The organism is Paenibacillus sp. PastF-3, from assembly GCF_029893135.1.
In the GTDB taxonomy this organism is placed as follows: domain Bacteria; phylum Bacillota; class Bacilli; order Paenibacillales; family Paenibacillaceae; genus Paenibacillus_AQ; species Paenibacillus_AQ nitricinens.
Map to the genome: position 1 here is coordinate 284,812 of NZ_JARXWM010000005.1, position 23,157 is coordinate 307,968.

The 23,157-nt window shown below is 43.1% G+C and carries 20 protein-coding genes; 10 read left to right on the forward strand and 10 right to left on the reverse strand.

Annotated features, from left to right (window positions below; translation table 11 throughout):
* Positions 1-15: 15 nt before the first annotated feature.
* Positions 16-717 carry a histidine phosphatase family protein gene (locus tag M2444_RS12965; RefSeq protein ID WP_280787148.1) on the forward strand — a complete coding sequence of 234 codons (702 nt, stop codon included), beginning with the start codon at positions 16-18 and terminating at the stop codon, positions 715-717.
* A gap of 104 nt (positions 718-821) precedes the next feature.
* Here M2444_RS12965 and infC read toward each other — a convergent pair whose 3' ends face one another.
* A complete protein-coding gene (infC, locus tag M2444_RS12970; protein ID WP_094869666.1) occupies positions 822-1,340 on the reverse strand; it encodes a translation initiation factor IF-3 in 519 nt (172 codons plus the stop codon).
* Positions 1,341-1,511: 171 nt separating this feature from the next.
* On the opposite strand from infC, the gene M2444_RS12975 reads away from it, so the two are divergent.
* Complete coding sequence (locus M2444_RS12975) at positions 1,512-3,068, forward strand: sigma-70 family RNA polymerase sigma factor (protein WP_280787149.1); 1,557 nt, start codon at positions 1,512-1,514, stop codon at positions 3,066-3,068.
* 179 nt (positions 3,069-3,247) lie between these two features.
* On the opposite strand, the gene M2444_RS12980 is transcribed toward M2444_RS12975, so the two are convergent.
* A complete protein-coding gene (locus M2444_RS12980; protein WP_280787150.1) occupies positions 3,248-4,141 on the reverse strand; it encodes a helix-turn-helix transcriptional regulator in 894 nt (297 codons plus the stop codon).
* Between the two features lie 145 nt (positions 4,142-4,286).
* On the opposite strand from M2444_RS12980, the gene M2444_RS12985 reads away from it, so the two are divergent.
* The 3 genes from M2444_RS12985 (at position 4,287) to M2444_RS12995 (ending at position 9,079) form a co-directional block, all read left to right on the forward strand.
* Positions 4,287-6,539 (forward strand): glycoside hydrolase family 127 protein, encoded by a 2,253-nt coding sequence (locus M2444_RS12985; RefSeq protein WP_280787151.1) that lies wholly within the window; start codon positions 4,287-4,289, stop codon positions 6,537-6,539.
* Between the two features lie 308 nt (positions 6,540-6,847).
* Positions 6,848-8,563: an ABC transporter ATP-binding protein gene (locus M2444_RS12990; protein WP_280787152.1), complete on the forward strand. Its 1,716-nt coding sequence runs from the start codon at positions 6,848-6,850 to the stop codon at positions 8,561-8,563.
* Positions 8,564-8,596: 33 nt separating this feature from the next.
* Positions 8,597-9,079, forward strand: coding sequence for an NUDIX hydrolase (locus M2444_RS12995; protein WP_094876707.1), 483 nt, complete (start codon positions 8,597-8,599; stop codon positions 9,077-9,079).
* Positions 9,080-9,120: 41 nt separating this feature from the next.
* Here the strand turns inward: M2444_RS12995 and M2444_RS13000 are convergent, their stop codons facing one another.
* On the reverse strand, positions 9,121-9,696 hold the full coding sequence (locus tag M2444_RS13000; protein WP_060625198.1) for a TetR/AcrR family transcriptional regulator: 576 nt from the start codon (positions 9,694-9,696) through the stop codon (positions 9,121-9,123).
* Between the two features lie 188 nt (positions 9,697-9,884).
* On the opposite strand from M2444_RS13000, the gene M2444_RS13005 reads away from it, so the two are divergent.
* Positions 9,885-11,117: an MFS transporter gene (locus M2444_RS13005; RefSeq protein ID WP_280787153.1), complete on the forward strand. Its 1,233-nt coding sequence runs from the start codon at positions 9,885-9,887 to the stop codon at positions 11,115-11,117.
* 81 nt (positions 11,118-11,198) lie between these two features.
* On the opposite strand, the gene M2444_RS13010 is transcribed toward M2444_RS13005, so the two are convergent.
* Complete coding sequence (locus M2444_RS13010) at positions 11,199-12,095, reverse strand: LysR family transcriptional regulator (protein WP_280787154.1); 897 nt, start codon at positions 12,093-12,095, stop codon at positions 11,199-11,201.
* Between the two features lie 386 nt (positions 12,096-12,481).
* On the opposite strand from M2444_RS13010, the gene M2444_RS13015 reads away from it, so the two are divergent.
* Both M2444_RS13015 and M2444_RS13020 read left to right on the forward strand, forming a co-directional pair.
* Positions 12,482-13,153 (forward strand): O-methyltransferase, encoded by a 672-nt coding sequence (locus tag M2444_RS13015; protein WP_094869674.1) that lies wholly within the window; start codon positions 12,482-12,484, stop codon positions 13,151-13,153.
* Between the two features lie 69 nt (positions 13,154-13,222).
* Positions 13,223-13,768 carry a GNAT family N-acetyltransferase gene (locus M2444_RS13020; RefSeq protein ID WP_094877889.1) on the forward strand — a complete coding sequence of 182 codons (546 nt, stop codon included), beginning with the start codon at positions 13,223-13,225 and terminating at the stop codon, positions 13,766-13,768.
* Between the two features lie 59 nt (positions 13,769-13,827).
* Here M2444_RS13020 and M2444_RS13025 read toward each other — a convergent pair whose 3' ends face one another.
* The 5 genes from M2444_RS13025 to M2444_RS13045 form a co-directional block, all read right to left on the reverse strand.
* Positions 13,828-15,774, reverse strand: a complete 1,947-nt coding sequence (locus M2444_RS13025; RefSeq protein ID WP_094877890.1) for an FtsX-like permease family protein — start codon at positions 15,772-15,774, stop codon at positions 13,828-13,830.
* Positions 15,764-16,525 (reverse strand): ABC transporter ATP-binding protein, encoded by a 762-nt coding sequence (locus M2444_RS13030; protein WP_094877891.1) that lies wholly within the window; start codon positions 16,523-16,525, stop codon positions 15,764-15,766. Before M2444_RS13030 ends, M2444_RS13025 begins: the two co-directional genes overlap by 11 nt.
* 114 nt (positions 16,526-16,639) lie before the next feature.
* A complete protein-coding gene (locus tag M2444_RS13035; protein WP_094869678.1) occupies positions 16,640-17,644 on the reverse strand; it encodes a sensor histidine kinase in 1,005 nt (334 codons plus the stop codon).
* Positions 17,641-18,330, reverse strand: a complete 690-nt coding sequence (locus M2444_RS13040; protein ID WP_094877892.1) for a response regulator transcription factor — start codon at positions 18,328-18,330, stop codon at positions 17,641-17,643. Before M2444_RS13040 ends, M2444_RS13035 begins: the two co-directional genes overlap by 4 nt.
* Before the next feature lie 25 nt (positions 18,331-18,355).
* Entirely contained in the window at positions 18,356-19,246 is an 891-nt protein-coding gene (locus M2444_RS13045; protein WP_280787155.1) for a TetR/AcrR family transcriptional regulator, read from the reverse strand.
* A 192-nt stretch (positions 19,247-19,438) separates the two neighbouring features.
* On the opposite strand from M2444_RS13045, the gene M2444_RS13050 reads away from it, so the two are divergent.
* Complete coding sequence (locus M2444_RS13050; RefSeq protein ID WP_094869679.1) at positions 19,439-20,962, forward strand: DHA2 family efflux MFS transporter permease subunit; 1,524 nt, start codon at positions 19,439-19,441, stop codon at positions 20,960-20,962.
* A gap of 68 nt (positions 20,963-21,030) precedes the next feature.
* On the opposite strand, the gene M2444_RS13055 is transcribed toward M2444_RS13050, so the two are convergent.
* Positions 21,031-22,074, reverse strand: a complete 1,044-nt coding sequence (locus tag M2444_RS13055) for a YncE family protein (RefSeq protein WP_280787156.1) — start codon at positions 22,072-22,074, stop codon at positions 21,031-21,033.
* A 185-nt stretch (positions 22,075-22,259) separates the two neighbouring features.
* Here M2444_RS13055 and M2444_RS13060 point away from each other — a divergent pair, with 185 nt between their 5' ends.
* Positions 22,260-23,141 (forward strand): nucleotidyltransferase domain-containing protein, encoded by an 882-nt coding sequence (locus tag M2444_RS13060; RefSeq protein WP_280787157.1) that lies wholly within the window; start codon positions 22,260-22,262, stop codon positions 23,139-23,141.
* Positions 23,142-23,157 lie beyond the last annotated feature (16 nt).

Consider the following 23,157-nt stretch of genomic DNA (forward strand, 5'->3'; position numbering starts at 1 on the left):
GAGCAGGGCATTATTATGCAAATATTTCTGATTCGTCATGGTGATCCGGACTATTCCATAGATGGTCTAACAGAATTCGGGCATCAGGAAGCAGCAGCACTAGGAAAACGCATGGCATCTATAGGTCTGGATGAATTATATGCTTCACCACTGGGTAGGGCACAGACAACAGCCAGTTATGTGGCCAAAGAGACGGGACTTGTCATTCATACAGAGCCTTGGACTTGTGAACTGGATTGGACAGAGATTATGTTGGATGGACAATTGGCATCTATTTGGGATAGCCCCGGAGAACATATTAGCGAACTATCGAGTGGAAAAAGAGTATGGTCTGATGAAACAGATCATTGGTTGAAGCAAGAGGAATACAGATTGCGGTTTAGCGAATTACAAACGGCTTCAGATCAATTCTTGCTTCGACACCATTATAGAAGAGAAGATGGCCTTTATCGTATCCTTGAGCCGTCTACCAAGAAGATTGGAGTAGTATGCCACGGTGGCTTTGGTCTCGCATGGCTAGCTCATTTATTACAAATTCCGTTAGCCTTGACTTGGTCCGTATTCTGGCTTGCGCCAAGCTCGGTAACGACGATCTTGTTTGAAGAGCGCAGCAAGCACTTTGCGGTTCCTCGATGTATTGGACTAGGAGACGTTGCCCATCTTTATGCTGGCGGCATGAGCTATCGCCCACGGGGATTAATGGGCAATCATGTTTAAGGTGAATGATGAAGAGCGAGTAAGTTTATTTCTTATGGAGTGAAAGCCATCCCTGAGAGGATGGCTTTTTTGCTGGATTTTATATGATCGGAATAGGTGACTTTTCAACGTGGATTTAGTTTCACCTGTGAACCTTTACCACCTGTCTGAATGCCAGTATCCTTCGTTCCGACTTCCTTCAGGTCAGTTACTAGTCGCTCCAAAACGGACTTGGAAGCAGCGGCTTCTTTGGCGCCGGATGCCTTCACAACTAATTGCACTGGCTTGCCGGAGCGAAGATGCTTGTCTGCCTGACGGAGCTTCGTATCGTAATCATGCTCCTCAATATGAGCAGTGAAGCGTAGTTCTTTGACCTTCTCTTTGCTGCCACCTTTTGCAGCTGGGCCACCACTAGCCTTGCGTGCTGAGGCTGCCTCCTTCTGCGCGGCCGCTTTTGCTTTGCCCTTTGCAGTTAGGCTACAGGGCGGCGGGCTGCTCATTAGCGAGGTACAAACTAGATCTGCACCTGCAGCGCGAGCCATTGCTAATGCCTCTTCTCTAGATACAATGCCCAGCTTCTCACCTCTAAGTCCAGTTAGGACTACTTCGGATGCTCTTATTTGTTCATTGATTAATACTGCCACTTCTATGAATCCTCCCCTGATAACTAAAGATAAAGCTATCATATATGGAACTAGCTTGAGGTTCAAATGTGAAGAGTAGGATTTGTGTGAAAAACATTGACCTAAATCCGTAACCTTTGGGAACTTCGTGGGCACTTGTATATAATACGGAAGAAGGGAGCGAGCGAAGGTATGCTTCAGTATATTGAAGAAGCGAGACGAGGAGACCGTCAAGCTTTTGAACAGATCGTTAGGCATTTTACACCAATGGCGAATGCAGTTGCGTATGAAAAGCTCCACGATTATCAATTAGCGGAGGATGCTGTGCAGGAAGCCTTCACAGAAGCCTTCCTGAATTTGAATAAATTACGGACAGTAGAGGCATTTCCGGGCTGGTTTAAAGCGATTGTTACAAGGCAATGTTATCGAATCTTGCGAAGAAAGCAGCATCCTGCATTACCCTACGATGAAGCTGTGCAATCGACAGAATCTTCATGTAGTGTGGCGGACATTATTGAGAAAAAAGAAGCGCGGCGTCTGCTTCACGAGTCTATAGCTGCATTGACATCCAATATGCGGATTGCCGTTCAATTATATTATTTTCAGGGATATTCCCTTCAAGAGATTGCTGATTTTCTGGGGACTTCAGTCCCGGTATTGAAGAAACGACTCTTTGATGCTCGCCGCAAGCTTAAGGGTGCGCTACCTGTTGCGGATGTCCTCTCCGTGTTCAATCATTTGTACGAAGGAGGAAAAGGTGTGCTTCATATTGTAAACGGAGATGTAGTGGGAGATAAGCTGCGTCAGGGAATTGTGCAAGGGGATGTATTAGTATGGAGAGAGGTCTACTCTCATGGGCCGGTCTTTTTAGAGCCAGCGGAACAGAATAACCGCTTAGTAAGAGCGCATTATTTAGAACAAACGATGGGGATTCCGCAGAAGGTATTTATACAGAGCAGTAAGGAACAGGAAAAGATCTTAGCTGATTTTCATAAATATGATGAAGTTGTATTATGGTTCGAGCATGATCTTTTCGATCAGACGATGCTGTGCTATTTGCTCCATTGGTTCTCGAAGCAGAAGAAGGAATCCACGAAGCTGAGTTTATTGTGCATTGGAGAATATCCCGGCATTGAGCTGTTTCGAGGACTTGGACAACTGTCTGTAGAGCAAATGGAGACTTTATCAGGAACGTGGAAGTTAATCGGCGACAAGGAGCTAGAGTTAGGCCAATCACTCTGGGAAGCCTATGTATCACCTAATCCAGAAACGCTGCAACAACGTTTAACCACAGATACGTCCACTTTACCATTTGCATATGACGCCTTCATGGCACATTTATCATGTTTCCCATCAACCTATAATGGACTTGGTATCGTAGAACAGATGACTCTGGAGATGATTCATGCTGGAATGAACTCCCCTTACGAGTTGTTCAAGAATGTGGGAGCTAAGCTTCATATACTAGGCATGGGCGACTTGCAATATTGGCATATTCTAAGACAGATGGCACAACGCCCGTACCCATTGCTGCAAACCTATGGGTACAATGATTTTCCTGGTTATAACGATCCAGTAATGCCATTCATAGACTGCGAGCTTGCATTAACCGAGCTAGGCAAAAGTGTATGGGCTGGAAATGAAGACTGGGTTCAGAAAAAAGGAATCGATGAATGGTATGGAGGGGTGCATCTGCAAGGATCGACTCCACGCTGGCGATGGAATTTTTCTTCGCAAACGATTCAATGATATAAAGATTGTAAGTTAGAGAAGGGGCTGTCTCAAAAGTAGTGAATGCTACTTAGAGGCAGCTTCTTTTCTTGAGAATAATTAGGGAGAAATTCCCTGATTATCTATCGGAGGCTCCGCGGACGGAGTGTTGTTTCAAACTCTTTTCAAAACGTTGAAGCCTGCCGCAGTTTTTTACTTTAGTCATTATTCATAAACGTCTTATGATAGGCGTTACGATATTGGGTTGGTGTCATATTTTCGTATTTGCGGAAGAGGCGCATGAAATATTTATCGTCGGTGAACCCCGTCTCTATCGCGATTTCCCTCACGCTGAGGGCGGTTCTGGTTAGCAGCTCCTTCGCTTTAGTCACACGTACGGAATGAATATACTCCAAAGGCCCCATCGAGGTGTGTTGTTTAAATAGACGAGCTAAATAATCCTTGTTGTAATTGAATTTCTCCGCGATGATGGCCACCGTAAGAGGCTCTCCTGCATGAATCCTTGTCCACTCGGCTATTTTGACAAAGGTGACATCTTGCTGCGGACGGATTAGCTTACTGGCGAACGGCTGAAGCGCATGCTCAGACAGCTCAATTAAGAGTGAGGTTAACAAATAATTAACACTGGAATAGGTCAAATATCCTGAGTTAGCTACATGGAGGATTTGATTTGCCAGAATATGAATCCTGTCACTGTGCTCGATTTTTATGAACTGCGGCAGATATAGATCATGTACAGACCATAAGCGCTGTGTACGCGACAAGATTTCTTCTGCTTCAGGCTTCATTTCCTCCTCACTCAGCAATACCCCCTCGTGGGTCAGCTCGAAATGAAACCAATAAAATTTAACCCCAGGCCATGATTCTCTATAGCCTACATGCGTGCAATTAGGCATGAGCAGTAGCGCTTCGTCAGGTCCTACTTCAAAGCGTTTATTTTCCTCACTTAAATACACCGTTTCATTCACGCCTATGATTAGCTCATAATTGCCCATTGCACGTTCTACATGTTTCCATGGCGTTTCTGAGATGAATTCTCCTGCCGCCGTAAAATGAACAGGTACATCTGCATTTATTTTCAAATAGGTCATGCGGTCCTCCTAGCCATCAATAAGTCGGATTTGTCCACTATTTGTATGGCTGATCTACCGACAAATCAACGTTTGGGTGTTATCTTATGGATACAAATATACACTTGTCATATCACCCTGACAAGATTGCGAGGGAGCGATTTCATTGAAGACGCAAGCTTTTGCTTTGCAGAATGTACGCATTGAGTCAGGTCCGCTTCTCCATGCGATGGAATTAAATACGGATTATTTACTCAAGCTGGAGGCTGATCGTCTTCTGTCGCGTTTTCGTGAATATGCTGGCTTAGCGCCTAAGGCAGCTAACTATGAAGGCTGGGAATCTCAAGGCATTAGCGGCCATACGTTAGGTCATTATATCTCTGGGTGTGCGTTAATGTATGCCTCTACGGGAAATGAAGAGCTGCTCCAACGCGTGAATTATGTAGTACATGAATTAGAGCGTTGTCAGGATGCGCATGGTAATGGCTTCATTTCCGGCATTCCTCGTGGCAAAGAGTTATTTGAGGAAGTGAAGGCAGGCGATATTCGCTCACAGGGCTTTGACCTTAACGGGGGTTGGGTGCCGCTATATACGATGCATAAGCTGTTTGCAGGTCTCCGCGACGCTTATCGATTGGCCGGAAATCAGAAGGCGCTCGTTATTGAAACGAAGCTGGGGCTGTGGCTTGAAGATATTTTCGCAGGGCTCAGTAAAGATCAGATCCAAGAGGTGCTGCGTTGTGAGTTTGGCGGTATGAATGAAGCGCTGACGGATTTGGCAGAGGATTCCGGGGCTGAACGTTTCCTTGCTTTAGCCGAAAGCTTTTACCATGGAGAAGTCCTTAATGATCTTGCCGAAGAAAAAGACACATTAGCAGGAAGACATGCCAATACTCAGATTCCGAAGATTATTGGTGCGGCAAGACAGTATGAGGTAACGGGACAGAAGCATTATGCAGGCCTCTCTCGCTTCTTCTGGGATCGGGTCGTTAATCATCATTCATACGTGATCGGCGGCAACAGCTATAATGAGCATTTTGGCGAACCGGATAAGCTGAACGATCGATTGGGAGAGGGTTCATGTGAGACGTGTAATACCTACAACATGCTGAAGCTGACCAAGCATATGTTCCAGTGGAATGCTTATGCGGCATATGCGGATTACAACGAACGTGCAATGTATAACCATATCCTAGCTTCTCAGGAGCCGGTAGATGGACGTGTGTGTTATTTTGTATCTCTCGAAATGGGTGGACATAAGTCGTTCAACTCCCAGTTTGAGAGCTTTACATGCTGTGTAGGCTCAGGAATGGAAAGTCATTCTATGTATGGATCAGCGCTATACTTCCATAGTGAGGATGAGCTGTATGTTAATCAGTACGTGCCTTCAACGGTGACTTGGAAAGAGCAGGGTGTCCGTCTGACGCAGGAGACCAAATTCCCAGAAGAGGGACAAGGTGTATTGCGGATCAGCGCAGCGCAGCCCAGGAAGTTCGCATTGAAGCTAAGATACCCGTACTGGGCTGAGCAAGGAATGAGCGTTAGCGTAAATGGTGAAGACGTGCCTGTGAATGTAGGTAAATCCAGCTACCTAGCTTTGGATAGAGTATGGCAGGATGGAGACGTTGTCGCATATGATATTCCGATGTCGGTAAGAATCGAAGCGATGCCGGATAACCCGAATCGTATAACGTTCCTTTACGGCCCCCTTGTGCTGGCAGGCGATTTCGGGCCAATAGATGCGGAGCTGAATCGTGACCGCGCGCTTGCTTCCGTATTAATCGGTGATCGCGAGACGCTAACAGACAGCCTCATTCAGTCAAATGTGAGCAAAAATGTGTTCCGGATGAAAGGTTTAGGATATGCAGGAGACCATGAGCTTCGTCCATTCTACCCTATGCATGATCATCGTTATTCCGTGTATTGGGATTTGTTCACGTCAGAGGAGTGGAAGCTGGTGGAGGCTGAATATCGCGAGGCTGTTGAGAACAATCTAGTACTTGAACAGCTAACCGTAGATTCGGTGCAACCTGCTGAAATGCAGCCGGAACGAGACCATAATTTCAAAGGGGAGCATGTAGGCTTAGGCAAAATCTACAACCGCAAGTATCGCGATAGCTGGATCAATGGCTGGTTCTCCTTCACAATGGAAGTCTTGCCAGAGGAGCAAGTGGATCTGGTGGTAACGTACTTGAAGTCCAACGATACTTCGGTGGCCTTCGATATTACGGCAGATGGTGAACGGCTTGGACTAGGTGTCCTTGAGTCTGAAGAGATGAACAAGCTGGTGACGATTCGTTACGAGCTTCCGCAGTTGGTCACGGGTGGTGCATCAGCTACTACAATCAAGTTTGCTTCGCATGAAGGACATAAGGTGGGCCAAGTGGCCGGACTACGTATCGTTAAACGTAATTCTTGAATAATAAAGCTTCGAGAATTATAATAGGAGCAATTCTTTTAATTGAGGTGAAATGGATGTCGTTCCGTATCGTTCGAAGTAACTAGTTATCGGGCTGGGTGAAACGCGTACCAGCTATCAAGGGAGAAGTCTATCCTTTTGATCCATGAACTAGAGCTTTGAACGGTGCCATAGGCAGCTATTTCTATAAAGCCAGGCACTTAACCTATTTAACTTAGAGAACCGTGTATTTGTGAATGGTTTTTTACAGTGGGATGGTGGGGGTTGCCTGGCTTTTTTGCATTCAATTGAAAGAGGAGGAGAACGTGATGTTGAAAAAGAGTCTAGCCCACCTAAAGTGGTGGATTTGCGGTTATATTTTATTGGGTTTTACGATTCAGCTGCTGAGTAGTTTAGGGATTGTTGTGTTTCAAAAAATATTAGACAAGGCCACGATGATGGGCAGCTTTGGTGAAATATTGAATTTGATTATGATGTATGGGGTTTTGCTGGCTGGGGTGGTAATTCTAAATTATGTAGATGAATACCCTAGCGTGTATTTATCGAACAGTATAACGGAGCGATTAAAGATACTTGCACTATCTAAAATATCCAAAATCGACTATCAAGCCTATCAGGATATCGGCACAGGGCAGATGATTAAAGTGATCGAGAATGGAGCGGCGGCTGGGAACAGCATGATTTTCTCCTTTTTCCTTAAAACATTACATGAGTTATTGCCCACGCTGCTGTTCAGTCTCATCTTTATCAGCTTCTATGATTTAAGGATCATGGTAGTCATTGCAGCGGGCTACGTGGTCGTCTTTTTGATAACGAATCTGCTGTTGAAATTTCTGTATGCGATGAAGGCAACCATTCTACAGGAACAAGAAAAGATGTCCAGATTCTCTATCCGTGGATTTATGGAATTGGTCGTCTTCCGGACGAACAAAAGATATGAGAAAGAGATCGATAAATTAAGCCACACCGCACGCACTATCATTCACAAAAATGCTCAGCTACAAATGATCCATGAAGCTTTTTTCGCGATATTTGAGTTGTTTGTCACGATTATTAAAGTTGTTGTCCTGATTTACGGTGTAAAAAGCATTGTCGCAGGTGAGACATCACTTGGTATTGTGGTCGCTTTGTTTATGTTTATTGATAAGATTTATTCGCCGATTGCTATCTTCAATGTCCTCTTTGTAGATTACAGACTGAATAGAGTGACCTACAAAAGATTCGAGGAATTTATTTATGCCCCAGAAGATAAGAATCTAGAACGAGGAGAAGTTATCACTGAGATCCAAGGTGATATTGAATTTAGGGATGTATCTTTTGATTATGGACAAGTGAAGATCTTGAATCATCTATCCTTTTCAATTGCGAGAGGAACGTCGGTTGCTATTGTCGGATTAAGCGGGGGCGGGAAATCAACCCTGATTAAGTTAATCGTAGGCTTATTAAAAAAGGACGAAGGTGAACTCTTATTGGATGGTAAAGATATCGATGAGATCCATCTGGATAGCTACTATGATCATATCTCTTACTTATCACAAGACACGCCGATTTTTGACGCTACGATTAGGGACAATATTATATTTGATGAGCGTTCCTTATCCGATGAAGTGCTGTATGAAATTTTGGAGAAGGTTCATCTGCAGGAAAAGGTAAGCCAATTACCGGATCGTCTAGATACATTGGTAGGTGAAAAAGGCGTCAAATTATCAGGCGGGGAAAGACAGCGATTAGCTTTTGCCAGAATCATTGCTCAGAAAAGAAACATTCTAATTCTGGATGAGCCAGTGTCAGCACTTGATAATATTACGGAGCAAAGCCTTATGGAGACGATTTTGCAGGAATTTCAGGACAAAACCATCATTATTGTTGCACACCGGCTAAATTTTATAAAAGATGTTGATAAGATACTGGTAGTGGATCAAGGTTCGGTCGTGGGTGAAGGGAAGTTTGATGATTTGATAGCGCATTGTGAAGCTTTTAAAGCGTTGTGGAATAGAAAAATATCGTTTACAAATGCTGATTAAATTGTTAACCTCTTCTAAAAAGAGGTGCAGTCTATGGCATGGCCAACACATATTGTAGCAGCAGGTGGATTCGCAGAAAATGAACAAGGAGATATCCTTTTAGTAAAGACGCATGATGGTGGATGGGTATTCCCTGGTGGACAAGTAGAGGTCGGAGAGAACCTGGTGGATGCATTAATTCGAGAGATTAAAGAGGAAAGTGGAATAGATGTCACGGTATCTCAATTGATTGGTGTGTATTCGAATACAGGCATTCATAAATGGTATGACGGTGTAACCGATGTTCCGACCAAGGTCATGTTTGATTTTATCTGCAAGCCCGTGGGTGGGGAATTATGTACCTCGGAGGAAACCTCTGAAGTAATGTGGGTGGCAAGAGAGAAAGTGCTGGATTGGATTACACAACCGGCTATTCGTACCCGCTATCAAGCTTATTTGGATTATGACGGGAATACGAGGTATATGGATTATGTTACTGGAGACACGTTTGAAGTTAATTTGGATCGAACGGTGTAAATATAAGTGATAGGCCATCCTGCAAAGGATGGCTTTTTTGATTATGCTTTGATGCCCTCAAAGGCAGAGGTGATCAAATATTTCACAAAAGCTTCGTCCAGCTCATCCCCTGTGATTAGAAGCCGATAAAATATCGGTCCATAGAGCAGATCAATCGTGATCCCAATATCCAGATCCGCTTTTAATTGGCCTCGGGTCACCCCGCGCTCCAACAACTGTCGTGCCTCTTGGCGGCGGGGAGCAAAAAACCTTGCACGATAGGCCTCAGCAAGGCCAGCATCGAACTGTCCTTCGCCGATCAACTCGGTAATGATCTTTCCTTCTCGGCTGCGAAGAAAGCTGGCCAGATTTGTGGCATGGATTATAATATCGTCCATGACCGAACCTGTGTCTGGCACCGGCAGTCTTGCGGAAGCTGCAGACAGATAGCCGTCCATGACCACGGCTGCTTTGTTAGGCCACCATTTATAAATGGTCGCTTTGCTTACCTTCGCCCGTTCGGCAATTTTCTCTACGGTCACCGCCCCAAATCCGGTCTCCAGCAGTAGATCATACGATGCTGCCAGAATAGAAGCCTCGGCTTCGTTATTGCGCGGCCGTCCTCTTTTTTTATCCATAAGAGATCCCTCCCGACTAATCTATCCTTTATTTTACTTGCGATCAAAAAATAGAAACTGTACGTTCATTATACAAAATATTTTAAGAAGTAGCCAATCACCTATTTACAAAACTGAACGTTCAGTATATATTTAAACCAATTAGTAAACGTTACGTACAGTATTTAATATCGAAGGGTGGAGATCTTATGAATCAAGGTAATCAAATGAATTCTGTTAGTTCAGTAAATCCGGCAAAGGAACATTCGGAAGGAAAAACGATCCCTGGATGGATTACATTGTTACTGGCGGCCTCCTGCGGACTTATTGTGGCTAATCTGTATTACGCCCAAACCCTGATCGGACAGATTGCCCAAGCTACGCAGCTTTCTTCTGGGGCAGCAGGTCTGATTGTAACTTTGACTCAGGTAGGATACGTTCTTGGACTTTTGTTCGTAGTACCGCTTAGCGATATTATTGAAAATCGCCGCCTGACTGTGGCGTCACTGGCTGTGGTGGTGGTGTCACTGGTAGCAGCCACACTAGCTCCGAATGCTGCAATCTTTCTGGGAGCGTCTCTGTTCATTGGCCTCGGTTCCGTAGCTGCCCAGATTCTTGTGCCGTATGCGTCTTTTCTGGCTGCTGAAGAGCAGCGCGGCCGGGTGGTCGGTAATGTAATGAGTGGGCTGCTGCTCGGCATTATGTTCGCCCGGCCACTGGCTAGCTTTGTCTCTGGATTGTGGGGATGGCATGCGATTTATGCCATATCGGCAGTAGTGATTGCCTTATTAACACTTCTATTGTCCCGTGTGCTGCCGCAGCGCCAGCCTGTGCCTACAATGAATTATGGTGGATTGATCCGTTCGCTAGGTACTTTACTGAAGAATACGCCAGTGCTGCGCCGCCGGGCAATATATCAGGCTAGCCTGTTTGGCGCCTTCAGCCTGTTTTGGACGACAGTCTCTTTGCATCTGTCCGATACGTATCATTTAAGTCAGCAAGGCATTGCCTTGTTTGCACTGGCTGGAGTAGCCGGGGCTATCGCTTCTCCCATCGCCGGGAGATTAGCCGACCGCGGCTGGACCCGGTCGCTGACCGGTCTTGCGTTTGTGCTGGCAGCTGTGGCTTTTCTTCTAGCTTACTTGTTTCAGGAGGATTCGAGAGTAACCCTTGGATTGCTGGTCGCAGCGGCCATCATGCTGGATATGGGGGTATCGGGTAATCTAGTGCTTGGACAAAGGGCGATTTATTCCCTTGGGAACGAGGCGAGAGGACGTTTAAACGGATTATTTATGGCAATATTTTTTGTAGGAGGAGCCGTTGGTTCTTCACTGGGGGGCTGGGCATATGCGTACGGCGGCTGGGGTCTGACCAGCTTGATCGGGCTGGCTCTGCCGATCTTAGCCTTCCTGTACTATTTAACGGAGAAAAAACAAGCGTAAGAGGTTCAAATAAAGGCATTAAAAGGACTGCTCTCCAGGCTGAATATAGTCAGCCTGGAGAGCAGTCCTTTTTTGGAATTCCTAAACGGTATAAGGATTTTGGCGAATCATTTGAATAAGGTTTGCCGCCGAGGCGGATAACGGTTCATTTTTTCGCGTACAAATCGCAATGCTATTCTTCAGATGTATGCCTTCAACATAAACTCGGCATAACTCTCCCCGTTCAACATCTTCGCGAACAACGAGTGAAGAGACGAAGTTGGCGCCATACCCGGCGATAACGGCTTGGATCGCTTCATGAAGTCCGTTAAATTGCAAAGAGATCGTGGGAGCTGGCGTATTATATGTACGGCATAACGATAATAATCGCTCTCTCGTCGAACTCCCTTCCTCACGCATGACAAAAGGCTCCTTCATCATTTCGGATAAAGAAATCTGCTTATTCGCATAGGGGTGATGGGGTGCGACCACAAACCATAACTCATCCTGAAATAACTCCTCTGTCCGGATCGTATCTGGATAGGCCTCGGAAATCCCTCCGTAAATCGCCATATCCACGTCTACATTTAACAGCTGCTTCAGGGCATCGCTTGAATTGGTGGTCGTAATCACCATTTCTACTTGCTCATATTGTTGCTTGAACTTTGCGATCCAGGTAGGGATAAGGAAATGAGCAGGCAAATACGTCGCGGCTAGGCGTATACTTCCATTCGTGCCGTTAACATAATCCTGAGTGAATTGTTCGATCTGCTGTTCGACAGCGAACAGTCTTTTTGCGAGTAGGGCAAGCTCCTCACCCGCATCCGTTAAAGTAATTCCTCTACCTTGAGGCTTGAACAGGGCGAAGTATAGTTCCTTTTCGAATTTCTTGATCTGAGCCGTAATCGCAGGCTGACTGATATTTAATACTTCAGAGGCGCGCGTCACGCTACCCGTTGATGCGATCACATGGAATAAGCGTAAGGCGTGTAGATTCATGGTTAAGCTCCTATCTGCTATCGTTTGATTCATATATTAAATATATAATTTTGGTTTAAAGATATATTATTTTTATGATTATAACTGATTTACAATACAGGTATAAAGTTGAAGTTGAAGTTGAAGTTGAACTTGAATCTTTAGTTAGGGAAAAGGAGTACCGAAGAGGAGGTTTGGAACTGTAGGAGCGTCAGCGACCGACTAAAAGCTTTCCGTAGGAAAGCTCACTTCGTAAGCATAAGCTCTACGGATTTCAACCACGAATAGTGGTTTTAATCGAAGAAATCTGGAGACAACAGCGGCCGGAAGTCCAAACACTCCTCGTAGTTACGACCGATCCCTAATTGTGGAAATGAAAATTTTATTTCAAAGGAGAAGTGATAAATATGAATCAAACGAATACATGGGATAAAGTCGATCAGTACATTACAGAGCGGCTAATTCCGCAGGACTCTGTGCTGGAGGAAGTATTGACCGCTAATCAATTGGCAGGGCTGCCGCCCTTTGATGTCTCACCTAGTCAGGGCAAATTCCTTAACCTATTGGTTCAAATGAAAGGGGCACGCCGGATTCTGGAGATTGGCACTTTGGGTGGGTACAGCACAATTTGGATGGCAAGGGCGCTCCCGTCTGACGGACATATCGTTACTTTGGAGCTAGATCCGTCGCATGCTCAGGTGGCTGGGGCTAATTTCTCGCTTGCTGGGGTGGACGATGTGATAGAACTGCGTATAGGAGATGCGTTGGGGCAATTGTCTCAGATGAAGCAAGAGGGTGTGGAACCCTTTGACTTTATATTCATTGATGCCGATAAACCCAACAACCCTAACTATTTACAATGGGCGCTTCAATTTTCCCGGCCCGGTACGGTGATTATAGGCGATAATGTGATCCGTGAAGGTGAGGTCATTAACAAGAATAGTAAAGATCCTCGTGTTGTAGGCGTTCGCGAATTTTATGATCTGTTGGCTAAAGAGCCTAGGATTTCGGCTACTGCCCTTCAAACGGTGGGGAGTAAAGGGTATGACGGATTCGTATTAGGGATTGTGAATAGCTAAGTTATGTATTGCAATATCCAACAATTGTAATATAATCTATGGAAAATCTAATAGTGAGAGGTACTTTCTATGCAACCTATATTTGAAACACAAAGGTTAACGCTAAGACCGTTTCAATCTACAGATGCAAGTAAAGTGCAAGACCTTGCTGGGGATATAGAAGTAGCTAGAACAACCCTGTCTATTCCCCATCCCTATCCGGATGGAGCGGCTGAATCTTGGATTAGTGCCTGTAGGAGGAGTGCAGCCGAAGGGGATGGGTTTCCATTTGCTTTAATTAGTAGAGAGAGTAATGCCTTACTAGGCTGTATGAGTCTAAATATAGACAAATCGCATAAAAGAGGGGAACTTGCCTATTGGGTAGGCAAACCTTTTTGGGGGAATGGTTATGCGACTGAAGCGGCTAAGAAGCTGATTGATTTCGGATTTGAAGACCTGTCATTAAATAAAATATGGGCAGCGGCAATGACTAGAAATCCAGCTTCCTCTAACGTTATGAAAAAAGCTGGAATGAGATTTGAAGGGGAATTTAAACGGCATATTTTAAAATGGGATAAATTCGAGGATATAGTCTTCTACGGGTTAACTAGAATTGAATATGAAGATAGGAGATAAGTGGTATGATAACAACAAGGGGTTCCTAAGCCATGCTGGCTTGTGGAACCCCTCCTTTTTTAAAGTGACTCTTTAATCACCTTTTTATAGTAGAAAACAGACAGCACTGCAAAGATCGAATACAAAGCCGTGTATAAGAGCATTACCAGAATCATCGGTGTCCAAAGCTCAGTGCCGAAGAAGAACCAGCCTGACTTGACGGCAAAGTAGCTGTGAAGCAGGCCTATAACTAATGGAATCCCGAAATTGAACAATTGTTTCATCTGAATCCCTCTAAGCAAATCACCCTGCGTGAATCCAAGCTTTCTTAGGATCGTATAGTTAGGCTTTTCGTTCTCACTCTCATCCATTTGTTTGAAATAAAGAATACATCCGGAGGTAATCAGGAACGTTAGCCCCAGAAAAGCAACGATAAACATGATCAGTCCCATAGTTTCCTTTTGATTTTTTTTCGTCTCCAGTTGAGAGTCATGCCGGTTGTCTTTTTCAAATTTCATGTTCTGAAAAAGATCATTCGCCTGCTCAACGCTTGACCGATCTTTCATATCGATTCCGATATTAAGAGAGGACTTTCTTTGAAGGGCTGGATCTAGATCGTTTTGTAAGCGTTCGAAGATCGTTTCGTCTACAATAGCAACGGGTAAGCCGCCACCTGTGAAAGATAATAAAATAGGTGCATCCATATTTATTTTTTCATAAGCTTGTGGAATAACCTCATGCAATCCCTTCAATTCAATGGGGCCTTTGTCTTTCATAGCAATCATATTATCCAGTGCACTACTTGTCTTTGTAAAATAGGTCTCATCCGGCGATACATCGATACCTTCAAGTGCCTTTTCACTAATCACAGGAAGGGTCATGATATCAGAGATTATACTAGAGTCCTTTGTATTTTCACCCAGAATCTTCTTCACATTTACATCTACCTGAATGACCTCGGTCTTTTTTTCTGTAAACACTAAGTTCTTCGCAGTTAATACCTCTTTAAATCGTTCGGCTTCATGGATATCGGTAAGAATAAAATCTGACGGAACGTACAGCTTCGCATTTTTCTCAGTAGAGTAGAATGAGATGTAGCTCAAGGATAATAGACCTATTGCTAGTGCCGACACCGTTGTAATGACGGTCAGTAATACGGCGTTTGACTTCATTCGGAACATAATGGAGGAGAGAGACAATACCTCTTTAATGTTCAGATACCCATTTTTCTGTTTACGAATGAGATGAAAGATAAAGCTTACGGAGCCTTTATAGAAAAGATAAGTCCCAATGATAACTGAAGCCAGAATAGTAATCATGGCTATAGATAGCTCAGTCATTGATGTTAAATCTCCACTAAATAATCGAGATGAAATCGAATAGCCAAGTATAATGAATCCAATACCAGCGATCCCGATGATCATTTCGAAGAAGGACAGCTTTTTCACGGTACCTTCTGTGGTTGAGGTCACTCGGAATAAGGACAAAATGCTTTGTCTTTTAATAAAGCTATAGTTCATCAGCATGATTAAGAGATAGATTATAAAAAATACAATCAGCGTTTGGACTAAAGCCAGATTAGAGAAACGAAGGGAAGCAATCGCATCGACCCCAATCGTTTTAAAGAGAATCATTAGAATTAACTTTGAAACAGAAAAACCTACGGCGATTCCTAGAATTAAAGAACCGAAATACAGGATAAAGTTCTCTGCCGAAAGAATCCGGAATATTTTACCTTTGGTCATTCCAATTAACTGGAACAAGCCAATTTCCTTGCCCCGGCGTTTGATGAAGATGGTATTAGCATATAACAGGAAAATGGATACAATCCCGACCAGTAAGACCGAGGCAGCCTTAATTGCTGCGCCCCCTTTGACCGAGCCTTCTACCGCATCCATCGAGGGATCATATTGCAACGTAACAAAGGCGAAATATAAGGCCACGCTAAAGACGAGAGCAAACACATACAGGTAGTAATTTCTGATGTTTTTTCGCAGATTTCGCAGCATCAATACATTAATGCTCATTCTGCACACCACCTAATACACCTTGTGTTTTTATGATGTCGTTGAAGAAGACTTGTCTGGATTGTTCCCCTTTATTTAATTGCGTATAGATCGTACCATCCTTTATAAAAATAACTCTACTGCAATAGCTAGCTGCCACTGGATCATGGGTAACCATAACGATCGTTGCTTTTCGTCTTTGATTTAGTTCACTTAGCTTGTTTAACAAATCAGAAGCAGATTTAGAATCCAAGGCCCCTGTAGGTTCGTCAGCAAAAATGATACTCGGCTCATGAATGAAGGCCCGGGCTGCAGAGGTACGCTGTTTTTGCCCCCCAGAGATTTCATTCGGGTACTTATTTTTTAATTCTAAAATCCCCAGCTCCCTCGCGACGTTTTCGAATTTCTCATTGGCAATTTTCTTAGGGGTGTTGGTAATGGATAGAGGTAACAGGATGTTCTCCTTCACAGTCAGCGTATCCAAGAGATTGTATTCTTGAAAAATAAATCCTAAATGATTTTTCCGAAACTCAGCTAATTGCTTTTCTTTCATAGTAGAAATTTCATTACCTTCGATGGTAATTGATCCATTGCTGATCTTATCTATAGAGGAGAGAACGTTAAGCAGGGTGGTTTTTCCTGAACCGGAAGATCCCATAATGCCAACAAATTCTCCTTCTTCAATAGAAATATCCAGTCCGCTCAACACGGATTGTTTGTTTAATTTGTTTCCGTAGCTTTTATGAATTTTAGTGGCTTCTAGAATTGCCATATTGATTCACTCCCTTTTTATACTCGTTCTTTTTGTATAGCCTTATTATAAAAGGCTTTGCCGTTCTTATCCTTCGATTGCCCGAACAAAATAAAAAAGCATGTGACATTGTTGTCACACGCTTGAGAGCTTCACGAATTCATTTTTAAGGGGAAAGGTTAAAGTGAACGTCGTCCCTGATCCGAGCCTCGACTCAACTCCGATGATGATCAACAAGGATTGTGCTGCTTTTTTGGCTAAATATAAGCCCATACCTGTGGCGGCATTGTCGCGATGCACGGTGGTGGAAGTAAATCCTCTATCAAATATTCGAGGCAAATCCTTTGGATCTATCCCGCGCCCACCATCCTTCACCTCAAGAACGATATGCTCAGCTTGCTGATAGCTACTCACTGTAATATCTGAAGCCTCACTATATTTCACGGCGTTGGTTAGTAGTTGTCGGATAATAAAAGCCAGCCATTTGGCATCACTAAGCACTTCAGCTACTTCCAAGTTCAGTTCAAAGCCGAGTCCCTTCTGAATACACCAGGATTGCAACGTCTTAATCTCCCCGAAAATAAGCGTTTCTAAATCGATATGTTCTATATACAAATCATTCTCAATAAAGGGAATCCGCCTTTGATGGAGCTGCTGGTCCAGTAAGAGATGTATTCGCAGCCATTCATAGGTCAGATTTTTCTTCATTCCGTCATCTTCCATACGTTCAATCATTAGGTGCATCGCGGTCAAAGGGGTCTTCACCTCATGAATCCACGACAAAAGCTCGTCTTTCTCCTGCTCTAGCGTCATTTGATTATGTGAAGCAGTCTGTTTCAACCATCTGGCTTGATTGGTGATGCTCTCTTCAATCATTTTCTCAAATGGACTTTCGGGGGAGGCGATACTGGTTAAATCCAGATCATCCTCTCGCTCCGCCAAGCTTTTATAGAATCTGGTTTCCCTGGGATAGCGAAGGATTAAGAACATTACGAACAAAAACATCGACAAGGAGACCAGATAGAGGACCGAAGAGAATGGAATCGACGGGTCCATATAGGTGACAAAGAGTATAAACAGGTTGGTAAAGAGAACAAGGAGGATCCAGCTGCTTCTTTCCAAGAGATATTTCTTAATCATAGGGTTTCCTCTTCGATGGCCATATACCCTTGTCCCACTTTCGTTTCAATGAAATTACCTAATTCAAGCTCATCCAGCTTCTTGCGCAGCCGATTTACGTTGACGGTAAGGGTGTTGTCACTAATAAAACGTTTATCATCCCACAAGCTATTGATTAATTCCTCGCGGGTGACGATTTTATTCTTTTTTTCAATAAGTAGTTTTAATATATAAATCTCGTTTTTCGTAAGCTCAATCGATCCCATTTCATTCGTCAACAGATTTCTCTCATAATCCACGGTTGCTCCGCACCATGTTTTGAGTTCAATGTTCTCTGTGTTGTAATTGTAGACGCGTCGAAGAATCGCTTGTACTTTGGCAATGAGTACATCGAAATGGAAGGGCTTTTGAATATAGTCATCGGCTCCAAGCTGCATGGACATCACCATATCCGTAGGATGATCGCGTGACGATAAGAAGATAATCGGAAGGTTGGAGTGAGAGCGAATCATTCGACACCAATGAAAGCCATCAAATTTAGGTAATTGGATATCGATGATGACTAAATCAGGTTTGATCTCTATAAATTCCTGCGTGACATTGCTGAAATCTTGAATGCCATACACATCGTAAGACCACTGGGTAAGTCGCTCCTTGATCTCATTAAACAGCGTTGTATCATCTTCTATTAATAATAGCTTGAACACATCTTCACCACACTTTTAGTTAGCTTTACAGCATTTTGGATAATACATCCTGATAATGCTTGAACTCTTTGGCTTCATTTAGATTAGGGCATGTTCTTAAGGATAGCAGAGCGCTTTCGATTAAGAACTCTCTCGGTTCCTTATTATTCATGATTTCTTCTTGGATAAAGTACAACAGCTTTAGATAATTAGTGCGGTTCGTATCACCTGGCGCGAAGGATCTCTCTATTATTTTCTTCAGGCTGATTGTCGCAAAGGATAGATCATTATTGAAAAAATCACTGTATTCCGCTGCGGGCAATAACTTGTCCACATGTTCTGGTGAGATGAGTTGAATGCCCATGTCACTTACTTCTTCAACAACCTTTTGGATAAGAGTAGTGCAATAATCAATGATTTGTTTAGAGGTGATGACTTCATTCATAGCACTGTTGATTTGCAGCATATTCTGCAGAATCCCGTTAAAAATAATGGCTCCATCCAGTAAATAAGGTTTTTTATCCGCAGGAAAAATATGAAGAAAACGTTCATATACCCAAGTGAGCAGGTTGAACTTCGTTTTTTTGATAAATGTAATTAAGTCTGGATCATTGGAGACTAAAGCATCTTCAACGAGCTGTAATAATCTATTTTTTTTATTGATTTTCATGACCAGCTGAACCTGCTCGGCAAATATCTTAATGTCAGAGGGGTCTTGACCAATGAGCATTGAATTTCGCCCTTCTTCAAGCTGAATGTGAATAGATGTGAATACAGCCTTGAAAAGATCCCCTTTGGAAGGAAAATAGTTATAAAAAGACCCTTTGGAGATCCGGCTATGATTCAAAATATCCTGAATGGAAGTGGCGTGGTACCCTTTTTCAATAAATAATTCATGTGCCTTATGAATCACTTGCTCTTTTCGTTTATTAATCATCTGAGATGCCCCTTTAAGCTGGACTCTTTGTTCCAATATAGACTAGCTTATATTTCCTCTTATTACAATTTCAATTTTAAATGAATTTTGTCTTGCCAAGCAGTAAATAAGGGAGTAATATATTCTACACTGGTTTGTAACTAGAGTTCAAATTTGAACCAATAGTATGATTATAGAATGGAGGATTCCAAAATGAAAGCAAAAGAAAATAAAGCGTCCTACGGGATATTGGCAATCCTTATGATTGGTGCATTTGTTGCTTTACTGAGTAATACCCTACTCAATATAGCTTTACCATCGATTATGAAGGATTTTGATGTCAGTGCCTCAACAGTGCAATGGCTATCTACAGGTTATATGCTCGTGAACGGGATCATGATTCCCTCGACAGCATTTTTGATTCAAAAGTATACCGCGAGACGGTTGTTCCTAATCGCCATTGGATTATTTGCGATAGGAACCTTTATCGGAGGGTTCGCACCTAGTTTCCCTGTGTTATTGATCGCCAGAATGGTTCAGGCTTCCGGGGCTGCAATCATGATGCCATTATTAATGAACGTATTGTTCACTACCTTTCCGCCTGAGAAACGTGGTTCAGCTATGGGGATGTTCGGGTTGGTTATGATTTTTGCACCAGCGATCGGACCTACATTATCTGGATGGATTATTCAGCACTATGAATGGCCTGTTCTATTCTTTATGATTGCCCCAATCGCTGTATTGGTGTTCATTCTGGCCTTCTTTAAATTACATGATCCTAAAAAAGATGTGGCGATTAAGATCGATTTCCTATCTGTGCTTTTATCCGCAATTGGTTTCGGGGGGCTTCTATATGGCTTCAGTTCCGCTGGGAATAAAGGATGGGATGATCCAATGGTCTACTCCGCTCTTATTATCGGGGCGATTGGATTAGTAATATTCATTATGCGCCAATTGAAGATGAAGGAGCCTATGCTGAACTTCAGAGTGTACAAATATCCGATGTTTGCGTTATCCTCAGCGATTTCGATTACGCTAAATATGGCAATGTTCTCGGCGATGATGCTGATGCCGATCTACCTGCAAAATATTAGAGGGATTTCACCACTGGATTCAGGACTTCTAATGTTGCCTGGTGCGTTAATTATGGGTGTTATGTCACCAATCACAGGTAAATTGTTCGATAAATTCGGAGGTAAAGTATTAGCACTAGTCGGTCTAGCAATCGTAGTGATTAGTACGTATTTCTTTAGTGATTTGACTGAAACGACTAAATATTCTACACTCATGATTCTATATTCTGTAAGAATGTTCGGGATCTCTATGGTGATGATGCCAGTGATGACTAATGGACTGAATTCTATTCCAGCCAAATATACGCCGCATGGTACAGCGATGAACAGTACGATTCAGCAAGTATCAGGAGCGATTGGTGGGGCACTGCTCGTAACTATTATGTCTAACAGTACCACTTCACATGTGAAGGATATGGTCGCTGATGCTGTAAGTAAATTAACGACTAAACCTTCGGCAGACCAATTGCTTGGTATACAAAATCAAGTTATTGCGAAAGCTACTATTGAAGGAATTAACGATGCATTTTTAGTCTCTGTAGGCGTAGCGATTATTGCATTTATTCTAGCCTTCTTTATTAAAAGAGGCATTCAGCCTAAGGAAACAGCAGAAGAGAAAGTGACTGCGAAGCCAGTAGCTGCCAAGCAGGTTACAACGCATTAATCTATATTCAAAAAGGCGCTCACCTTATAGGTGATGCGCCTTTTTTTGCAAATATAAGAAAGTGTAGATTATTTATAATGATGGGTTAATCTTGGACCATCCTGAATGACTGTGATGGAATTATCGTTCGCGACATATAACCTATTTGTTAGTGGATTCAGGACAATATTTACGCCTGTTACGGAGGGGAATACCGCAATTCTTTTAAACGTGCTGGCGTTATAAACAGACATTCTGTTCTTATTGAAATTACTGACAAATAAGTGATTTGTAATCGGGTTGATGAATGTGCTGGAGGAGGAGGATAACACTCTAGTTGTGATCACCTTATTGGTATTTCCATTAAGCACAAAAAGCTTCCCTTGTTTAACCTGTTGAGCGCTAGACACGTAAACACGGTTCGTAAGCGGATTAAGGATGACCTCACTTTGTAACCTTCCAAGCTGTACATTCTTGAGGAGCTTGTTGGTTCGGCCATTGATCACGGAAAGAAAGCGGCTTAAATTATTCGCTACATAAATACGGTTGGTAATCGGATTTAATGCTGGTATGGTAATGGGGTTCTTGCCAACCTTTATAGTTGCTATCACGGTTTGTGTACTGCCGTTGATGACAGATACGGAGTTGTTTATCGTATTCGTTACATAAATGCGATTGGTACGTTTATTGATGACGATAGCGGAAGGACGGCCGCCGATGTGGATAGTGGTTCGAATACAGTTCGATCTGCCATCGATCACAGTTACGATGCCAGAGGCACTCGACACATAAATCAGGTTCGTACGAACATTAACGTTAACACTATCAGGGTTTCTGCCTACTTGGAGGGTCTTGATTACACGGTTTGTCCGTCCGCTAATTACAGATACCGTCCCATCGCGGAAGTTGGTGACGTACACACGGTTTGTTCTTGGATTGATGGCTAGCTTGAGCGGAAATCTGCCTACTTGTATGGTTGCAATGATCCGATTGGTCAGGGTGCTTAATACACCAACAGTTCCGGCTGTAGTGTTAGGATTTACGAAGAATACCCGATTGGTGATGGGATTTACCTCAATATCTCCGACAGGTACGGATGTAGGAACTGTGGTTATGATGGTGGGTAACGCCATGATATAACCCCCTCTTCAAATGACTAGATGATTCATTATATTTGGGCAAGGGCAAAAGGGTACTACATATATCGTTGCAAGATGTAACTCCTGGGTGTAGAATAATTTTCCTATATACATTTGAAATAGTGTGTAAGCGCTATATTTTATAGGGAAATGAGATGCACTGGAGGTTGGAGGATAAGATGATGAAATCAGTGTTGTCGGATATTTTACTAACACCTGATAAGTTACAACTTCATAGCGAATTACTAGAGGAGATTGGAAAATACATTACGCAAGAGATCCTAAATCATCCGTTATTGCAAGAAGTTCGTCAGAGGGTAAGCATTATCCTCGATGGATCGACCGCACTCGGGGTGGTAGATGGGCAGTCGGATGTAGATATAATCATTATTTGTGAGGATGAGTCTTACAACCGTATTAATCATCGGTTCGAGGAAGCAGGCCTGATTCCGGAGCATAGTAGTTTTTTTATGGATTTAAGGCTTCCGTGTGGGAAGACAGGGCATTATACACTCCATAAAATATCTGATATCAAAGAAGCTTTAATGAGCGGGGATATGAAATGGCTGTGGAATGCATCAGTGTCCTATATTTACTACGATCTGCTGGATCTGAACTCACTTTTTCATTCCTATGTTCCACTCCAACCTGAAGTGCTAATGAAATTTCGTAAGAATTCATACATACAGCTAAGAAGCTATGCCAGAAGTCTAGATCATCCTGTAGTTCGTGGCGACGCCTTTCCCATCATGTTCTTAGCGGTTTCCCTTTATAAAGAGGCTTTACGCTGTGCAATCACTATTGAAGGTTATCCGTATCCCTATGACAAATGGCTTGTTCCCGTAGCGCAGCAAACGGCCGTGGGACAAAGAATTTTAGAATGTGCAGGAGATTTTTGGAGTTATCTAAGAGAGGATGGATCCTTTGCTCCGATGTATCAGGAGGACAATAATTTTGTCAAAATGGAAAAACTATTTCGAAAGATACTTTTGGAGGAATTCCGCCTGAGAGGGATCGATGAACCTTGGTTAATAGAGCGGTGGAAATTTTCGGATGAATAACCGGAGTAATGAGGGT

Excerpts from the sequence above, each read along its gene's own strand:
- M2444_RS13045 (WP_280787155.1), bottom strand. The coding sequence starts at position 19,246 with ATGATTAATAAACGAAAAGAGCAAGTGATTCATAAGGCACATGAATTA.
- M2444_RS13050 (WP_094869679.1), top strand. The coding sequence starts at position 19,439 with ATGAAAGCAAAAGAAAATAAAGCGTCCTACGGGATATTGGCAATCCTT.
- M2444_RS12995 (WP_094876707.1), top strand. The coding sequence starts at position 8,597 with ATGGCATGGCCAACACATATTGTAGCAGCAGGTGGATTCGCAGAAAAT.
- M2444_RS13035 (WP_094869678.1), bottom strand. The coding sequence starts at position 17,644 with ATGATTAAGAAATATCTCTTGGAAAGAAGCAGCTGGATCCTCCTTGTT.
- M2444_RS12980 (WP_280787150.1), bottom strand. The coding sequence starts at position 4,141 with ATGACCTATTTGAAAATAAATGCAGATGTACCTGTTCATTTTACGGCG.
- M2444_RS13055 (WP_280787156.1), bottom strand. The coding sequence starts at position 22,074 with ATGGCGTTACCCACCATCATAACCACAGTTCCTACATCCGTACCTGTC.
- M2444_RS13010 (WP_280787154.1), bottom strand. The coding sequence starts at position 12,095 with ATGAATCTACACGCCTTACGCTTATTCCATGTGATCGCATCAACGGGT.
- M2444_RS13030 (WP_094877891.1), bottom strand. The coding sequence starts at position 16,525 with ATGGCAATTCTAGAAGCCACTAAAATTCATAAAAGCTACGGAAACAAA.
- M2444_RS12965 (WP_280787148.1), top strand. The coding sequence starts at position 16 with ATGCAAATATTTCTGATTCGTCATGGTGATCCGGACTATTCCATAGAT.
- M2444_RS12990 (WP_280787152.1), top strand. The coding sequence starts at position 6,848 with ATGTTGAAAAAGAGTCTAGCCCACCTAAAGTGGTGGATTTGCGGTTAT.
- M2444_RS13005 (WP_280787153.1), top strand. The coding sequence starts at position 9,885 with ATGAATCAAGGTAATCAAATGAATTCTGTTAGTTCAGTAAATCCGGCA.
- M2444_RS12975 (WP_280787149.1), top strand. The coding sequence starts at position 1,512 with ATGCTTCAGTATATTGAAGAAGCGAGACGAGGAGACCGTCAAGCTTTT.
- M2444_RS13060 (WP_280787157.1), top strand. The coding sequence starts at position 22,260 with ATGATGAAATCAGTGTTGTCGGATATTTTACTAACACCTGATAAGTTA.
- M2444_RS13020 (WP_094877889.1), top strand. The coding sequence starts at position 13,223 with ATGCAACCTATATTTGAAACACAAAGGTTAACGCTAAGACCGTTTCAA.
- M2444_RS13025 (WP_094877890.1), bottom strand. The coding sequence starts at position 15,774 with ATGAGCATTAATGTATTGATGCTGCGAAATCTGCGAAAAAACATCAGA.
- M2444_RS13000 (WP_060625198.1), bottom strand. The coding sequence starts at position 9,696 with ATGGATAAAAAAAGAGGACGGCCGCGCAATAACGAAGCCGAGGCTTCT.
- M2444_RS13015 (WP_094869674.1), top strand. The coding sequence starts at position 12,482 with ATGAATCAAACGAATACATGGGATAAAGTCGATCAGTACATTACAGAG.